Raw genomic sequence first — 17620 nt, forward strand, 5'->3', positions numbered from 1 at the left:
CTTTGACGTGTCACTAAACTTGCTCATAGTGTATCCAGCGTATCGTTCTCATCCTCACTCACGGTAAACCACGGAAAATATTGCTGGCGGATCTGGTAACCCGATCCCGCTCTGACCACTTTAATTTCACGTCCCGGTGCGTCATAAAAATGAGTATCCGCATAACCCGCAGTACGCATGGCGGAATCGACAACGTATTGCCAGTCGTTAATAAAATAGGGCTGATATGCCCGCACCGGCAGTCCTTTATTGTTGTATTCCACCCGGCCACTGACCGCCCAGCGCGGATTGGCAGGCACTGTCACCGGCTCCCCTCCCGCACTGATCACCAGTTCCCCCTCGGTATCCCGCACCCACGCCTCGCCAGGCGCAACTTTGCCGCTTTGTTGCAATGTCCGGCCAAAACCATCAAAGAAGGCCACGCTGATACGGACCTGCTGTTGATCATCATCGGGATAGCGGTCTGCTGTCAGGGTGGCAAGGTGGACAGGTGTCGTCATCGCGTCAGCAAGAAGCCGGCGCACAGAGGCGTCAAGGCCGCTAATTACCGTCGCCGAGTTTGCCCAGCGTCGCCCGGCAGCACGAATATAGCCCGCAAACGTAATAAATTGCTGTTCCAGAAGAATATTCCAGGCGCTGCCACACTGTTGTTTCGTCACCTTGCCCATCCAGCTGAAGGGATCTTCAACAATGAGGGTCGCCAGATGCTGCGGGCTGGTTCCCGCCTGACTAATGGCCTGTTCGACCGTCAGTGTCACCGGAACAGGGTATTCCGTCACCGAATCAAATCCGGTCATCACGCCCTGTTCCGTTCCGTAAAAGGTGGTCGCTATCTGCCTGCCGAGTGAATCCAGCTGAACTTCAGCAGTATTATCATTAATATCAATGATTTTGGTGGGTTTCAGGAAGCGATAGTCATACGTGGCAGAGGTGGTATTACCGGCCGGATCCCGCGAGCTGATGAGACAACATCCGTAGACATCGTAAGTGAGTGTGGTCACACCGGTTAACAGCGTTTGCCGCTGTGTCTCAGGCAAATAAAAACGGCTGGCAGGTAAGTAAGTCGTATAAGCACTGGCAATACAATAGACCGCCGCATCACTGGCACCGGCTACTGGCAACAACGCAGGCACATGCACATAACCGGCCTCTGCCAGGAGCGGAATAAGTTCGTCGCGGCTGAGTATGCCGTCATACGCCGCCAGACTGACCTCATCCAGCTCTGCCGTTTCGACATGGTCAACCCTCGCCCCCAAATCCGGCACCGCAGGTTGATAAAATATCTGGCTTTGGCCGGCATAAATACGCGGGCGACTGTTGCCCAGTAACCCGTCAGGTTCGCTTAACATTTCAAACGTAATGCCGTTCGCCGGTAACGTATAGTTCTCATAAGTCAGGACATTGGTACGCTGACAATCACTGATCCCCGGACGCCACGCCTGCGGGTCAGTCAAATCAATATAAGATGCCCGGCCCTCGGTTATTCTCAGCACCTGCTGCTGACTGTCATACGAGCTTGCCCATGCCGTATCCGGCAAGGTGGCCGGATACGGATCGACAGCGGGTTTGGTCAGACGAGGATAATTTATATTCACCTGCCACACCGTGGCCCCGTAGCGGTCTTTTTGCATGACGACCTGTTGGCCGATCACCGGGTCGGTTGCAATCTGCTCCCAGTTATAGCTGACCGACTCAAGCAAGCCCGGCATCGCCACGGCGGCAATTTTACCTCTGGCGGGTTGTACCAGACGCACCTGATAACGTTGGGTGGTCTGGGTATAAGGAATCGGGTTATTCACCCCATACACTTCACTGCAAAGTAGTGATCCTTTCAGCGCGCGATAGAGCCAGGCGCGGCTCTCACGACTCACATCCGACAGCACAATGTCTTTGCCGTTTATGGCATCAAACTCACTTAACCGGGTAGGGTTTACCACCACCGAAAAACGTCCCACATAAGGTGCTCCGTAAAGGTTATTTTCATCCTCTTCGTGCCCGGTATGAAACCAGCTTTTACTGATCAGCGGTTCAGTATCCTCACTGGTTTGCCCGCCACCGATAGCATCGGTTTGCTCCAGATAACCAAAACCATAGAATTCACGCATAATGCCGTCATACACACCCTTACGGTAACGGCAGCGTTTTGTCAGTACACTGCCGCTGATCTCGTCGGTATTGACCGTTTGCGAAACGATATGGATCGGGAAAGGTAGTGCCGAAACAGCGCCGGGAAACAACTGTTTTTCATCAAGCCACTCTTGCGCCGAACTGCGGTAAATGATCTGGTTGTGGCGGCCCTGATTGTTGTTCACCGACTCCAGCAGATAGGGCTTTATGCTGGTTAAATCACAATGCCAGTGTTGTGGCGTCATATAGGGCACCGACAGGATCAGACTTGCTACGCCCAGCCCCTGCGAATCGGCAACGTTTAACTGACATAAATTGTCGTAACGGATTCCGGCAGGCAACGGAATCTGTACCGGTGCTGCCAGCCCGTTACCCGACAGGTTGGCGAAAATTTCAATGTAATCGCTGTGCATATACAACAAATCGGCGCCCCCAGCCCCGTCCAGATCGGCCAGAATGATGCGGCTGGGATCAAAGCTCTGGCGATCAAAGTTCAGCGAACTGAGAACAAAAGGTTCACCAAATTTGCCCTGCCCCAGATTTGGCCAGACAGTGATGCCGTCATGACGAATGCGGATCAAGTGTTGCTGGCCCGATCCCAGCATATCGCTGAACGCCACCAGCTCAGTGGCATCCCGGGCAAAGACCGGGAGAGTATATTGCTGCTCAATCTCTGCCGGAGGGGTAAAGCCCATCCGCTTATTGGCATAAAGACGCACACTTTTCGGTCCGATTAACGCGATATCCGTCAGCCCCGAGCCGGTCAGGTCAGCCCATTGTGCAGAAGGATGGCTGAATTCCGTCGGAAAAGCGGAAAACGGCGTAAAGGATGACCATTCACCCGACGGGTTTAGCGTGAAGAAACCATTGATGCCTGGCGCGGTCACCAGCCAGTCGAGGCGCCCGTCCCCATTGACGTCCATCAACGCCATGGAGGAAGGCTGCATGGCAGGCACCTGAGGTAAAAGCTGCCAGTCACCATAGGTGACGCTGTTCTCACCGTCACTGCCTCTTACCGGCGCACGATAGAACCAGCCAGTGGACTGACGAAACAGTACGCCGGGAATGCCTTCGCCGTATAAATCCACCAACTGATACTGTTGCCCGTCATCCAGTCCCGCCAGCGCAGGAAAAGGCTGCCACAGGTCTGGTGATGCCGTGACAGAGAACGGGCTGTAACTCAAATCAAGCGGCGGACGACTCTGCACCGTGCCATCGGTTTCATAAGCCAGTATCTGCGCACCGCTTATCTGACTCAGCATGGCGGAACTCTGATACTCAAGCAGCAACCGATGGGTCAGTGTCTCCGGTGTATGAAGTTCAGACGGAAAACGATGAAACATCAGCACCTGGTGACAGAGCCGGTGACAGCGAACCTCAAAACCAACGTCATAGCTGGAAAAAGGATCGGGTCTCACCAGCCAGTCATTGACGGGGGCATAAGCTACCGGTACGGCCGGATCCAGACTCCGCTGACCATAATCGAACACCAGGCTGAACAACCATTGGCTGTCATCCGGGATCGCCCCCGTCCAGGCATAAAGCGCGTCCTGTGCCGTTCGGTTGCCATAATCAACCTGCATCAGATAGATAAATGCACGATGCTCCCGTTGCTGTTCATTCCCGCTCAGGCTGACACCGGCGGCATCTTCTTTTTTATAGCGATAGCAAATATGTTCGCCAGCAGGATTGACCGACTCTTGCAGCATCCAGGCTGCAATGCGGCCGGGGTCATCGGGATCAGTCAGTTGTGCCGCAGGTGATTTCCCCAGGCAATGAAGCTGGCCGTCGGCGGTATGAACCAGCCAGAAATCGCCGCTTTGCACGCCCTGCCAGCGCTCAATAAGGTCACTCCCGGCAGTGATTTGCGCAAAATAAGATGTGACACGCCAGGTTTGATCCAGCGTCACCTTTGCGTAGCGTGATACGTTACGGCTGACGATCTGTCCGTCATCGCTGTATTGCGGGATAAGCACCTCTCCGCCCGGCCCGATAAACACGTCTTCGCCCGTATAAAGTGGCACCCCCTTGCTGGTCCGCCTCCTGATGCTGGCGGTCCCGCATCCCCACCCCATACCAAATTCACTGTTTCCCGCGCCACTGCTGTAACTCAGTGTCAGGGCTGGCACATAACCCCGTCCGGGTGAAATGGGCAGGGGCAGAGACAGAGTGGCCATGCCGTTCGGCCCAATGTTTCCGAGCGACTCGCCCATGCCCTGGATGGCGCCTCCGCCCTTTGGCAGAGTGAGACCGTTAACCGGCAACGTTGAAGATTTTTCTGTTTGCTGCATACCGCCTCCTGAGAATGAATGTCACGACTTTTACTGACTTCCTGTTCAATCACACCAGTGTGGCTTGCACATCCTCTTCAAAAGCGGTGCCGCCGTACAGCGCGGTGTAATTCACCTGAATAATCACGTCATTCAACGCATCCAGCAGGGCTTTTTGCCCGGTATGAGCAGGGTTCGGGAACGTAAGTTGCCAGCCAGATATTGCACCGGTGCCTTCAAACGGCAGGTAGCGTTCGTCACCAAATGAGAGTTCAAACAGACCGCTGTCGGTCAGGCCCCGTGAAATCGCCACTTGCTGACTGGCGCGCAGATTCGCAATAACATTGCTGTTATTTCCCGTGGTGGGATCCTGCAAATATTGCACGCCAAGAATATCTGGCTTCAGTAAGGTACTGCTGCCAGTCTGTGTCAGTAAGGCGCGGACGTCCTGCCATGGGCCAATCAGGGTAGGCAGCGAAACAGAAACATATTTTATCTGGCGTAAATACTGGCCGGGATAATCGTTATCGAACAGGGTTTCGTTGAGCGTAAAGCTGAATGCGCCCGTTTGACGCTGCACATCAAACTGACTGCCCAGCAACTGACGCAGCGAGATCGTTTTGGTCATCTCCAAACGGCGGGTATTACGGCTTAGCCAGGCTGCTTCCATCTGCTGAACGTTAAGTTGCAGATTTTCACCGACCAGCAGACCGCGATAACTATTATTCCAGGCCGAGGTATTAATGAATATCGTGGTGAAATCACCAATTTCGTATTGCCAGGCCGATTGCGCATTCAGCGCCTGTGAAATCACAGCGTCATAGGCCTGGTAATACAGAGCCGCCATTTGCCCCGCCAGCCAGTTATACAGAGAAGACTGACTAAAGCGTGCGTTAAGGAACGTCAGTGTCGATTGCAGGTTTTGTTGCTGTTTTTTAGCCTGTTCAAGGGATGTTTGCGCAGACTGCTGGCGGATACTCAGGGTGTCGAGCTGCTTATCGATAGCCTTCAGTTCGCCCTCCGCTTGCTGATACTGAATTTTCCATTCAGCGCGACGGCGGCGCCATTCTTCTGATATTTGGATCCGCTGCGAGGCGGTTTGCGTCACCATCGCAACAGTGTGAAGCGAGTCGAAACTTGCATTGAGCAATCCACCCCATTTGGCTCCCCCGACGGCAAGACCAAAGATATTCGGCACCATATCGAGTGCAGCCCCGGCAACGGACATCGCCGGAGCGACCGCCATCAGCGCTGCGGAGGCTGACAAACTGTTCAGTACGGACTCTTCCTGATCGGTTAAATTATCCTCATATAACGTGCGGTAGTGCGAGAATCGCTGCGCGGTGACTTCACGGCTGGCGAACATGGCATCACGCTCCGCCTGCAGTTCGTTAATCGCCTCCTCCTGTAAGGCGATAGCAAATTCGGAGAGATCTACCGCCTGTTGTTGGTCCAGCTCCTGCAGCGCGGCACTTTCCCCACGCTCATAGAAACTCAGCAAGCTGCTACCAAACTGCGTCAGCGTTGAAATCGCGTTATACAAGCCGGGTAATAACACCCGGAAACGATAAGCCGGAATATTGATCGCCGCCCCTCCCGCCACCTGCAATAAGCTTCCACCCTGCGCCCGCTGCTGCATCAGTTGGGTCGGGTTCGCCGGAGGCGCATAGAGGGAAAGGCTCATCGGTTGCCCGTTAATGCTCAGATAATGACGCAGATTAAACAGCCGGGCGTTGAGCGTTTCCCAGAACGCCAGTAGCTGCACATTAAGAGGGGCAATAAAGTTCTCGTTATCCTGCACGGCCAGGGCCTGATTAAGTCCCCCGCTTAACAGCGGCAACGCCGTGGTGCGGGTGAATTGCTGCTCAAAATTACGCAATACAAGATTAGGGCTGGCGCTCACCTCTGCCAGCGTCTTAGGCTGCCACTGATTGACAATCTTTAATGCGGGATCCGGTCCGAGTAAATTGCTGACCTGCGCATAACCCAGCCTTGCGCAGCCCAGCGCATCCGGCGTCAGCTGGCGATAAAAGTTATCCGCCTGATCAAGGATATTACGCACATACACCATGAACAGATTTTTACGGTAATGAACCGGCTCGCTCATCGCCACACTGTCTGGATCCAGGGGGTTGATCAGGGAATCCGCCAGCAAATCGGTGACATCCGGTGTGATAATCGGCCGGGAATTCCAGTAATCAGGCTGCGGATATAGCGGATTGCTGCTGACCCGCCCTCGCGCAGAGGGATCAAAAAGATAGTGGTACCAGTTACGCGCTTGTGCATACTGCTGCTCCTGGTTCAGCCGCCAGGCAACCAGATACGGCATATAAAAGAACAGCTCCCAGAAATAGATGCCGTTGGCCCCGTTAAAATCCATGGGTAACGCGGTGCCACCGGAAGTTAATGCAGGCTCTTGCGTGAGCTGAGTATCCCAGGCAAGCAGCGCATCAATGCTGATATTGGCCTTCGCGACCAGTTCTTTCGCGAAAAGCGTGTTGAGGCGGATGGGTGAAATAGACGATGTGAATCGGCTGAAATCAAGAAACTGGGCTGTTCCCAGAGAGTTATCCGTGATTGAACCTAACGTCGGGGAGTCAGCCAGCCCTTCTTTCACTTTAAAACTGATTTGAATGACCGAATCACCATAACTTACGCCATTCAGGGTTTGGCTGATGCCATAAGAAATCGTTATCACCTGGTTCACTGCAGGAATCGTGTAAGGAATATTAAGTGAATATCTTTTCAGGCTGTTTTCCGAAGCGTATTCATGTGTTGCCAGCCGCGTACTACTTTTCCAGTTTCCCAAATAGCCACTCAATACCGTCTTGGTATGCGTAAAATCAAAACTACCAGAGGGAGAAGATATATAATCCCATGCACCCTTTTGAATAGGGGGAACTTGCAATTGTAACGAGGCCGACGCGGCGGAAATTAGAATATTTAATTTCAGATCATCCACAGAATTTGAAACTGAAAATGATAACATATTGCTTGAATCGAAATCTGCCCGCCCAATGTATGGAGAATAACCGACAGAGGTTACAGGGTCATAATATTGGAGGCTAATGTTTGCGAAATTGCCAACATAATTTTTTTCGGGATCATAATTCCCTTGCACATAGACATCCTTCCCTGCCATCTGAATCGACGCAGTCATTATCCCTTTATCATTACCCGACGTAATACCATTAATATCCGTCTTAGCATAATGATAATTGTTAAATTCAGCCAGCACATCAAAGTTTATTGAAATAACATCAGAGGGGCTTTTTGTTATTTTTATGTCGCCTGCATCAATCTGTTGAACACTATTCAAAATATGGACGCCATCAGATATGGTTTTTTTTGTAAAGGCAGCAATGTAATACTGGAATGATCCGGCTGTTTTTGGTTGGATTCGGTATTGGTATGCATCAGTGCAAAGGTAAGGGAAATAAGTTGAGATATCATAACTACTGTCATTAATAATAGGATTGAACCATTCATCAATGCGAAATTGCAGATAGTCCGTAAGATTTACTGACACCAGGCTAACGCTCAGGCTTTTCTTTTTTCCACTGGCAGAAGGATCATCCTGTACCGATACGGTATAGAGATCGGCTTTATCGGACGTATAAAGCCAGGAACTTTCCTCTCCTGACTGGCGGCCAACAATCTGTGGTGCACTCCAGCTATTATCATATTTTCTATAGGCTACATATGCAGTGATGGTGGCACTGTATTTGATTTGCTCATTACTGCTGGTTGCCTGATCGCCTGTAATACTCCGCTCCCACCAGCTAAGATATAGACGGTTATTGAACATTACCGGACGAACGGTGCTAATCAACGTTTCATCTGCAAGATTAACATCCACTTTTAACCATTCTGACCAGGCACTGGCGGGGAGAATGCCATTTTCGCGCATACCCATATTTAGCGAACGCCAGTACCATACTGCGGGAGTATCTTTACTGCGGCCAATAAAATAATAAATATCCTGTTCTTCATCAAAGCCATCCAGATAACCGCTGACCACATCCAGATTAGCGATCTGTTCAAATTCATTAAGATAATTCAACACTGCTGCCTGAGCATTATCACTGTTAATTTGATTCTGGTTTAGGGTGGTTTCGAGATTTTTGAAAAAAGTCGTTTTTGAATTGCGTAGTGACGGGTCAATATAATTTTCCGGATAGGTATCCAGCTCCATTGCACCTGCCCAGATACTGTATTGATTCGCCCCTTGCTTCCAGGCGCTAAGTGTATCGGGGTCAATAATATCGCTGTCAAAACCCGGCTCCATATTCAGCGCCAGACTGTTCAGGTATTGCTGAATACTGGTCATGGCTGCCGAGGCTTTGGATGTCGTCACCTGTTCGGTGACTAACGGGTCAATCAACAAATACTCATAAACATCATTCGTATCGCGGATATATTCCTGTAGCGTTCCGGCCTGATAATTTGGCAGGTACTGCCCCATATAATAGGCCAGTAATGCATCACGATAACCTTCATTCAATTTTGCTACGGCTGACGTTGTCATAATAATGATTCCTGTATTTTGCCGATGGGATTATCGCGGACTTATTCTGTCAGCATCGTGGAAATTAAGGATTCCCCGGCCTGCAGCCATTGTTCGTAGGCGCTGCCGGTGTTCAGCATGGCGGTAGACAGTAAAAACGTCACTGACAGCCCGGTTTGCCGACTTAAGCGTTGTAAGTCCATCACCCTTGCTATCTCACTCAGATTGACAGCCCGCCTTGGCGTTGACGCGCTGCAAACATAATCGACGGCGCCCGTCGTTTCACTTGTTTCCCAGCCGAGTAATGCCGCCAGCGCCTGATTTGCGGCTTCCGGTAGTATGGCTTTACCACTGTTCACCCAATTGAGATAAGCAAGGAGCTCATCTTCACTGAGGGGAGTTTGCAGACTCAGGCTGTCATAGCGACTAAACGCATAAAGCTGCGGTAACGTCAGGCTGCTATCCGGTGTACCAAACCAGTCAGGATGGCTGAGATAAGTGCTCACTGCCGCAGCAGATAAATGAAAAATCCGCGTCAGTGCTGCCCGGCGGCCAACATCAAACAGCAGTGCCGTCCACGACGTCACCCCGTTATCATGCGCATCCGTGACATCACGTAATCCCCAACACTGGCTGAGGAAGTCATGACTGCCGGAATTCGCCCATGTCAGCAGGAAAGGAGAGAGAGACTGGTCGATACTTAGCGCTTTGGCAATGGCACTGTTAGCAATACCGTCCTGGGTTAGTTTCGTCTGGTAAATAAGATTAGCGAGTTGTGCGATAATTTGTTGACGGGTCAATGTCCCCTCAATGTCAAGAGTCGCAATATCAACCGTCACCATACGGGTTATGGCATCAAGCTCAGTCTCATCTTGCTGGCAAATAACAGGTAAAATAATGCCGTTGCCATCAATTAAATCATTCAGAAAATAGAGATATGAGGAATAACTTTCAGGATAAATCTTATATTTTGCATCAGTGGCCGGTAGATTCTCCTGTACAATAGTTCTGATTTCCTCAAGAGAAAGCACACGGTCCCATACTGCAATATCACTGTAACCACAATGACTCACGGAAGAAGCAGCAAAAGGAGTTAAGTTTCCATATCGTCCCATTACCACATGATTGCCAGGCGTAAACAGCCCCCCGCTGAGTGTTTCACCATGACTCATATTTAGTGCATCGGCAAAGCTACAGTAAAGTTGTAATTTTTTGGTATTCGCATTGAAAGCATAATTTATATATAACCACTCATCCTCAACATAACCGTTAAAACCAGATGATTGTCTATTTGAAGCACCATCCCTATAGAACAAACTGAAGTTCATCAATTCACTTGAAATAAACTCAATAGTGAACCCCGGACTTAGTTGTGAAGAGCAATTCGTCATTACAACAGTAGTATTAACACCACTATCGCCTGAGGGAATATATAGCCAGAAACCAATACTATAATCTTTCTCGCCGTTAAGTCCGGCCATCACTTCATCTGTAAAATAAATATACTCTTTGTCTTCGGTATTTATTAAATAACTGGGCTCGAACTTACTGTCATCCTGGCTCATATAGGTGAATACTGAACCTTTCCCTATAGTTGCGGGCAATAAAAATTCAGACTCTGGCACGCCACTCATTTGTATTACGGCATCCGTCAGCAATGCGGTGCTTAAATGCTGATTAGTATCACTGATTAAGTTCATCTGCCCGGTGGTCGCACTCTCCTGAGGTTGTGCAGCGCCTTCAATATCCAGTAAAACCAGTGAGGTGGCAGCAGAGAGACCCGATGTTTTCAGCCACTGAACCGCAGAAGAGAGCGCCATCAGCACATCCAGAATATCTTCACTGCTGGCATTGACTGCTTTAATCGCAGGAACACCCGCCAGTTTTTCAACCACCCGTTGACCGCCCATTAACTGCATCAGCGACAGCCCTTCGGGCAGGCTCAGGCCAAAGAGCTTCGGCAGGGTCACCAGCCGGTACAATGCAGAGACCACCGGGAGTGAACACGGTAATGTACGATTTACCAGGCTTCCCTGCTGCGCCGCGACAAGCTCAGCCAGAACCGAAAACTGTACTTCGCTGATGCCTAACCCGGCACAAAGCTGCTTAATAATACGGCCACTTTGTTCGCTAAAATAGTCATAGGAAAAATTGGCATTTGTCAGTGTGAACGGTGTTTCAAACAGTGAAGGGGAATTAAATATTTGGTCAAAAAATGGCACTTCAGGGGAAATCGCATAAGGGGTTATTTCGTCGATCAGCGCAGAAAATTGCCAGGCATTGACAGCATAATATTGCTGATAGTGGCGGAACACGCCCAGCATACGCAGCGTATTGTTATTCATGGTAAGCGCAGTGTTGTTTTCGGCATGCATGGTGGCACTTACCAATAAATCGACCTGATCAAAAGGTAAGCCCAACCAACGCTGTAAACGGATCTGCCGGTTGATTCTTTCCAGTCTGTCGTGATTTAAATTTTTTAATAAATTAATATCAAAAGGTGCAAAACTTGTTAATGGGAAGTGTTCGGTGAAATCAGTCCTCCCTCCCGCGGGCAGTGGCGACTGTATAATATTTGCGACATTTTCATCACTTAGGTACTTATCCCAGATACAAATATCATCATAAGAAAATTCTGAACGACGAGCATCCTGACTAATATAGTATTTATCTCCTTTATTTCCATTAAACCCCAGAAAAGCGCTCGCCTTTGTGGAGGATAAGGTACTGAATACAGAATCATACTGTATGGGGGTACCATTAATTACACCTATTGTAGTTGTTAGTATTTTTTGCGTGGCATTTTGACGAATGCAGATATACACCCACTGGTCAAACAAGATATTCCCTGACTGAGCAACTTCGATTCTTTTTACGCCATCGGAGATATTTGTATAGATATAGGGCAAACCACTGGCGTTAATCCTCAGGAAAACCGTAATACCAGGTGAAATATCAGCTGGATTTTCCACTTTATTTGAGAAAATCATCGCCCAATCTTTTGCCCCGGAAGATATCCTACACCAAAAGCCTAAAGTGAAATCGGTGAGGGTATTATTGACATAACTGATATCCTTAGGGATGTAGGCGAGTTGGTAATCCACAGCATCTAAAATTAAACCCTCACCAATTGGAGCAGAGGTTGTATATTCCGGACTCCCTTCGGTAAAAATTTGATTAGAAGTTTGCTTGTCTATTTTAACCGGGACACCCTCTCCTTTATTAATAAACTTCGAGCCGTAATATTGTTGCCCTGCGATGTAAGGTGTATTCGGTGAGGAAATAACCTTTCCCCCACCGCTATTACCGCTAATCAATGACTCCAGTTGCGCGTCATCTAATGAGGTCTTGTGCAAAAAGGTGTCTATAACACTCATCTCATCCACAGCATTGGCAGCACTGGCAATGCCGTAATTCGCCTGATACCAGGCATCACTGCTGGCATTAACGGCTTCAGAAACTATTTGTTGCTGTTCAGGTGCCAGGTTACTGCCCAGTGATTTTGCGGTATCGGCGGCAGCACTGCTAAAAGTGTCGTTGGTGAAAAGCGGCCATGATTGATCTGCCTGCTGAAGGATATCCTGCAAAGAGAGCGGCTTATCTTCTAACGCGGTCAGAACCTGTTGATGCGGATAATGGTAGGGCAATGTATTGGGGTAGCGGGTGGTGGATAATGTTTTATCAACCGTTGTCGTCTGCGGAACGGACGGCGCGATGGCGGCTTCCAGCACATCATTGACAATATCCAGTGTCGGTATGACCTGATTAATCGCGTCCTCATCCAGTAAAAGATCCGGTAAATCAGGACGTCTCTGGCTTAAATGAAAGATGTTGTTAACGGCTGAGCCAGCAGCGCTTTCCCAGTCCATCGCCTGCTGATAAAGGAAGTTGAGGTAGGATACCGGTGAATCCAGCGCTTCGGGGGCGTTAGTCAGGCAGTATTGCGTCCAGGTCTCGTTAAATAGCGCAGCATAAGTAGGAATATTTTGCTCCAGGGCACCCAGCTGTGTTGTCTGTAAACCCTGTGTATTTTGCGTGCCTCTTAACAGAGCGGGTGAAGCAGCGGCTTCTGTGGTGTTTGCGAAACTATTTTTTTTAAACAGACGGCTGAGTTGCGTCGCATAACCAACAGCCAGATCATAGACTTTTTCCGTATTCTGGCCAAAATCCAATTGATGACGGGTAATAAAAACATTACGTGGCACACGTATAATATCAAATACGGAATGATAGCCATTTTCTTCAAGTTGGTTATTCATATCCAATATTCCGGATAATTGTGATATGGCGTTATTCTCAGACATATTTCACACCTTATGATTGACCCATCACTTAACGTTAATAAAGGTCTTTCGTCAGTGTGAAGCAAAGATATTTTTTCATTTCTGACTTAAGACACCTGTTGAGATAATTATTCATAAGGACAGGGAATATTCCATCTTTCTTAACATAATAAATATCACATATCCCCCGGCGGGATATAAACACAAACATAATGATATAAAAAACCCATCATTAAATTAAAAAACTATTTTTATATATTGTCAGGGTAGAAATATCGGTTCAGATAGGTATTTTTGAGCAAAACGTCACCTTTAAATCAGTGCCATACCGAATCTTCTTCGCAAAGCTCCACACCGCAGAGCGGGATTATGAGGTATATTAACGGGACAAAATGCCGCTCTCTGACTCTCACTGGGGGATACCCTTGGCCCTAAACTGGTTAACCCGACGCTCTGTCCGAATATGCCTTTCACTACTCGCATTCCTTGTTGTTGCTGCTCTCGGCATACTGGCGATCTCGTGGCAAACTTCTCAGGGATTACGCCGTGATACCGCCGCAAACCTGCAACAGTCAGTGAGGCTGGTGGATATGACGCTGGATAATGCCGCCATTGCCACCAGCGCCGTTGAGAATCTGATTGGCGTCCCCTGCGATGCCAACACCGTGCAGGCGCTACGCTGGCAGGTAGCCAAAGTGCCCAATGTCCGCACGGTCAACCTCTACCGCCAGAATACGATTTACTGCGCCTCCTTATTCGGCCCGCGTGCTGACAATATCTCGACCGACAAATATATCGACGGACGGTTAATGCTGATGCGTGGCAACAGCATCACGCCCGATCATCCTCTTATTGCCTATCGTCATGACGTTAACGGCAGCGGCGTGCTGGTTGGTGTGGATGGCTATTTTCTGCACAACATCCTGTCGTTGCTCAGCACTCACGCTTATCTGGTATTGCAGGTAGGCGACCAGTGGATGGACAGCAATGGCAGCATTCACACCGGTGAAGGCTGGCCGGACGGTGAACGTATGGAGCTTGCTTCTCAGAACTACCCCTACGCGATTCGCTTAGTGATCCGACCCAGTGACCACTGGGGTTATGTTTTTGATTACGCCACCGTCAGCCTGATATTGTTCCCGCTGCTCAGCTTATTTATCGCTTTCATGACCTACAGTCTGCTCGGTCGTGTCGGCAGCCCGACGGCGGCGCTGAGAGAAGCGCTGGAGAAAAAACAGTTCATTCCTTATTTACAGCCGGTGGTGGATGGCACCACGCATGAGGTGACCGGCGCTGAAGTGCTGATGCGCTGGCAGCATCCGCAATCAGGGCTGATCCCGCCTTATCAGTTTATCCCGCTGGCAGAAGAGAGCGGCCTGATTGTGCCCATGACGCGCCTCATCATGACGCAGGTACGTGAACAGTTCGGTCCGCTGGCAGCACAGTTGCCTAAAAATTTCCATTTCGGTTTCAATATCTGCGCCAGCCATTTCAAAGACCTCTCACTGGCTGAAGACTGCAAAGCGTTTATTGATGCCTTCAGGGAGAACCCGATCAATCTGGTGCTTGAGCTGACTGAACGTGAATTAATCGAGCCGGGTGAAATCACCTCCAGCCTGTTTCACACACTTCGCCAGATGGGCGTGCTGATCGCGCTGGACGACTTTGGCACCGGGCATTCCAGCCTGGCGTACTTGCAAAAATTCCACATTGATATTCTGAAGATTGACCAGAGTTTCATAGGCCGGATTGGTACAGACGCGCTGGCCGGGCACATTGTTGATAACGTGATTGACCTGGCTAAACGTCTGCAAATGATCATCGTGGCCGAAGGCATTGAAACCCAGACACAGGTAAATTATCTTGCCCCGTACCGGCTGGAATTCCTGCAAGGTTACTTTTTCGGAAAGCCTGTACCGCCCGCCGATTTTATCCGGAAATGGCTCTGATTTTCATGCAGCCTGTGGCGGGCGCTATCTCTTCATACTGCGGGCACATTCGTGACTCAGTGACTAGACTAATAACGTGAGCTGCGTCTTATAAGATGTCTGTGCTTTTTGCTAAAAAACTGCCGGTGTGTAACATCCATACAGGATGAGCCCGATAACTAAGCTAACTTGTTGAAGTTACTTGTATTGGAGTACTCTGGCGGAGAACCCTGCTGACAATCAGAATGATCACTTTGCGAGCAAGATGATGATTAAGTGGCCGTGGAAAGCGAATGAACTGAAAATTGAGAAATCAGACGCCTGGAATGACGCGCTGAATATCCCACTTTTATCTTGCCTCAACGAAGATGAGAAACTGCGTCTGATTCAGGTCGCCAGCCAGTTGCTGCAACAAAAAAGGCTGGTTCCTCTGCAAGGCGTTGAGCTGACTGAACTGATGCAGGCCCGTATCGCGCTGCTTTTTGCGCTGCCGGTGATGGAACTGGGCGCTTCCTGGCTCGATGGCTTTCACGAAATCCTGCTCTACCCTTCCCCGTTCGTGGTTGATGCTCCCTGGCAGGATGAAAACGGGCTGGTGCATGCCGGTTCACAAATTCATGCCGGACAAAGCTGGGATCAGGGCCCGATTGTACTCAACTGGCAGGACATCGAGGACTCATTCGACAATTCTGGTTTTAACCTGATCATCCACGAAGCGGCGCATAAACTGGATATGCGCAACGGCGGCGAAGTCACGGGTATTCCGCCTATTCCGCTGCGTGAGGTGGTGTCATGGGAACACGATTTACACGCCGCGATGCAAAATCTGCAGGATGAAATCGACACTGTCGGCGAAGAGGCTGCCAGCATGGACGCCTACGCGGCGACCGATGCGGCCGAATGTTTTGCGGTACTGTCAGAGTATTTCTTTAGTGCACCAGAATTACTTTCAGAGCGTTTTCCGCTGGTATACGGCCATTTCAGCCGTTTTTATCAACAGGACCCGCTGGCAAGGCAACTTCGCGGTCAGCGCTGCGATTGTTAAATTCCGTTTTGACGGACATTTTTCCGCAGTAAAGTGCCCTTTTATGACGACATTGATTAGTTGCTGAGCAGTCGGACGTTTTTGACGAATTTAGCGTTGACACTCCGCAGCCCTCTGGATATTATGCGCCCCGTTCAAACGATTCCTCTGTAGTTCAGTCGGTAGAACGGCGGACTGTTAATCCGTATGTCACTGGTTCGAGTCCAGTCAGAGGAGCCAAATTAGAAAGGCCCGCTTAAGGAAACTTAAGCGGGCCTTTTGCTTTTTATACGCCGGAGCCCCTGCCTGTATGGCGTTGAGGCGATCAGTGAACGTGAAAACCTTCCCGCTGCATTTTCAGTTTCCCCTCCGCATCGGGAGAATTTGGTGGTCAGATTTGGGGTCATGTTGGTTCGATGACGGAGTGACCCCCAAATATCTCTTAACGACACAAAAATCCGCAAATTAAACCATCCGCAAAAACCTTTAAACACGTTGCCCCGGCATCCGTAATTTCTATAAACCAATGAGTGAAAATACGGTTAATAAGCCGCTGAGGCAGATTGAACTCACAAGTGAACCAGTCCGCCATCCACAGCGTACTGGCTTCCGGTTACGTAAGACGCATCATCTGAGAGCAGAAAAAGTGCGACGGCAGCCGCTTCATCAGCTGTACCGGCTCGTCTGAGAGGCACCTGGCTTACTACAAAATCTTCAAACTGTTGCCGCGACTCCTCGGGCATGAAGTGTCTAAAATTAGTCTCGACAGGCCCTGGCACCAGCGTGTTGGCGCGAATGTTGCGCGCAGCCAGCGAGGCGGCCCAGCTTTTTACCATGGCGACAACGGCACCTTTTGTTGCAGCATATAAGCTCGTCATTGGCGCACCTTCATAGACTGAAGACGATGCAGTGACCAACACTGATGCACCTGGGTTCAAAATGTTGGAAAGTGATGCAAGCTGGAGCATAGGCCCGCGAACATTGGCATTCATCATGCGATTAAAGGCGTCGGCCGTAACGGATTCCGGTGCACCAACCTCTGCGTAACCCGCATTCAGCCACAATCCGTCGAGATGCCCCCAGCCGCTGACTGCCGTTGCGAGCGCATCAATGTCTGCCTCACTTGCTGCATCACTTTTCAGGATCAGTGCAGTGTCCGGCAACAGCTTACGGGCCCGGGCCAGACGTTCTTCACTCAGCCCTGTGATGGCAACTTGTCCACCCTCTTTCACAATTCGCAGCGCTCCTGCCAGCCCCATACCGCTGGTGCCCCCCGTTATAAGTACACGTTTACCGTGAAATCTTCCCATAATGACTCCCCTTTAATCGTTATAACCGCCATTTACCTTACGAAAGAACTCCATTACTGCCCATCCCTTCTGAGGGCTTCACAACTACCGGCAGTTAAAGCCGGAGAAGTACTGTTTCCTTTGCTTAATGATCTGAAAGACTGAATTCCAAATACCCGGGCGATCCGCAAA

General features: G+C 49.8%; 6 protein-coding genes and 1 tRNA gene. 3 read left to right on the forward strand and 4 right to left on the reverse strand.

Going from position 1 to position 17620, the window contains the following annotated elements:
* Positions 1 to 23: 23 nt before the first annotated feature.
* From DXU84_RS12295 to DXU84_RS12305, 3 genes are read right to left on the reverse strand one after another with little or no spacing between them, the layout of a single operon-like run.
* Positions 24 to 4418: a SpvB/TcaC N-terminal domain-containing protein gene (locus tag DXU84_RS12295; protein WP_153375864.1), complete on the reverse strand. Its 4395-nt coding sequence runs from the start codon at positions 4416 to 4418 to the stop codon at positions 24 to 26.
* A gap of 49 nt (positions 4419 to 4467) precedes the next feature.
* Entirely contained in the window at positions 4468 to 8925 is a 4458-nt protein-coding gene (locus DXU84_RS12300; protein WP_153375866.1) for a neuraminidase-like domain-containing protein, read from the reverse strand.
* Positions 8926 to 8966: 41 nt separating this feature from the next.
* The gene (locus DXU84_RS12305) at positions 8967 to 13208 is read right to left on the reverse strand and encodes a Tc toxin subunit A (protein WP_153375868.1); all 4242 of its coding nucleotides are present in this window, start codon (positions 13206 to 13208) and stop codon (positions 8967 to 8969) included.
* A 404-nt stretch (positions 13209 to 13612) separates the two neighbouring features.
* Here DXU84_RS12305 and DXU84_RS12310 point away from each other — a divergent pair, with 404 nt between their 5' ends.
* From DXU84_RS12310 to DXU84_RS12320, 3 genes are all read left to right on the forward strand, one after another.
* On the forward strand, positions 13613 to 15136 hold the full coding sequence (locus tag DXU84_RS12310) for an EAL domain-containing protein (RefSeq protein ID WP_013575232.1): 1524 nt from the start codon (positions 13613 to 13615) through the stop codon (positions 15134 to 15136).
* 247 nt (positions 15137 to 15383) lie between these two features.
* Positions 15384 to 16160: a DgsA anti-repressor MtfA gene (mtfA, locus tag DXU84_RS12315; protein ID WP_013575231.1), complete on the forward strand. Its 777-nt coding sequence runs from the start codon at positions 15384 to 15386 to the stop codon at positions 16158 to 16160.
* Between the two features lie 143 nt (positions 16161 to 16303).
* Positions 16304 to 16379, forward strand: a tRNA-Asn gene (locus DXU84_RS12320).
* 329 nt (positions 16380 to 16708) lie between these two features.
* Here DXU84_RS12320 and DXU84_RS12325 read toward each other — a convergent pair.
* On the reverse strand, positions 16709 to 17449 hold the full coding sequence (locus tag DXU84_RS12325; RefSeq protein WP_013575230.1) for an SDR family oxidoreductase: 741 nt from the start codon (positions 17447 to 17449) through the stop codon (positions 16709 to 16711).
* Positions 17450 to 17620: the final 171 nt, after the last annotated feature.

The sequence above is a fragment of the Rahnella sp. RcJ3 genome (genome assembly GCF_009498575.1).
Lineage (GTDB): Bacteria > Pseudomonadota > Gammaproteobacteria > Enterobacterales > Enterobacteriaceae > Rahnella > Rahnella aceris.

Excerpts from the sequence above, each read along its gene's own strand:
- DXU84_RS12295 (WP_153375864.1), bottom strand. The coding sequence starts at position 4,418 with ATGCAGCAAACAGAAAAATCTTCAACGTTGCCGGTTAACGGTCTCACT.
- DXU84_RS12300 (WP_153375866.1), bottom strand. The coding sequence starts at position 8,925 with ATGACAACGTCAGCCGTAGCAAAATTGAATGAAGGTTATCGTGATGCA.
- DXU84_RS12305 (WP_153375868.1), bottom strand. The coding sequence starts at position 13,208 with ATGTCTGAGAATAACGCCATATCACAATTATCCGGAATATTGGATATG.
- mtfA (WP_013575231.1), top strand. The coding sequence starts at position 15,384 with ATGATTAAGTGGCCGTGGAAAGCGAATGAACTGAAAATTGAGAAATCA.
- DXU84_RS12325 (WP_013575230.1), bottom strand. The coding sequence starts at position 17,449 with ATGGGAAGATTTCACGGTAAACGTGTACTTATAACGGGGGGCACCAGC.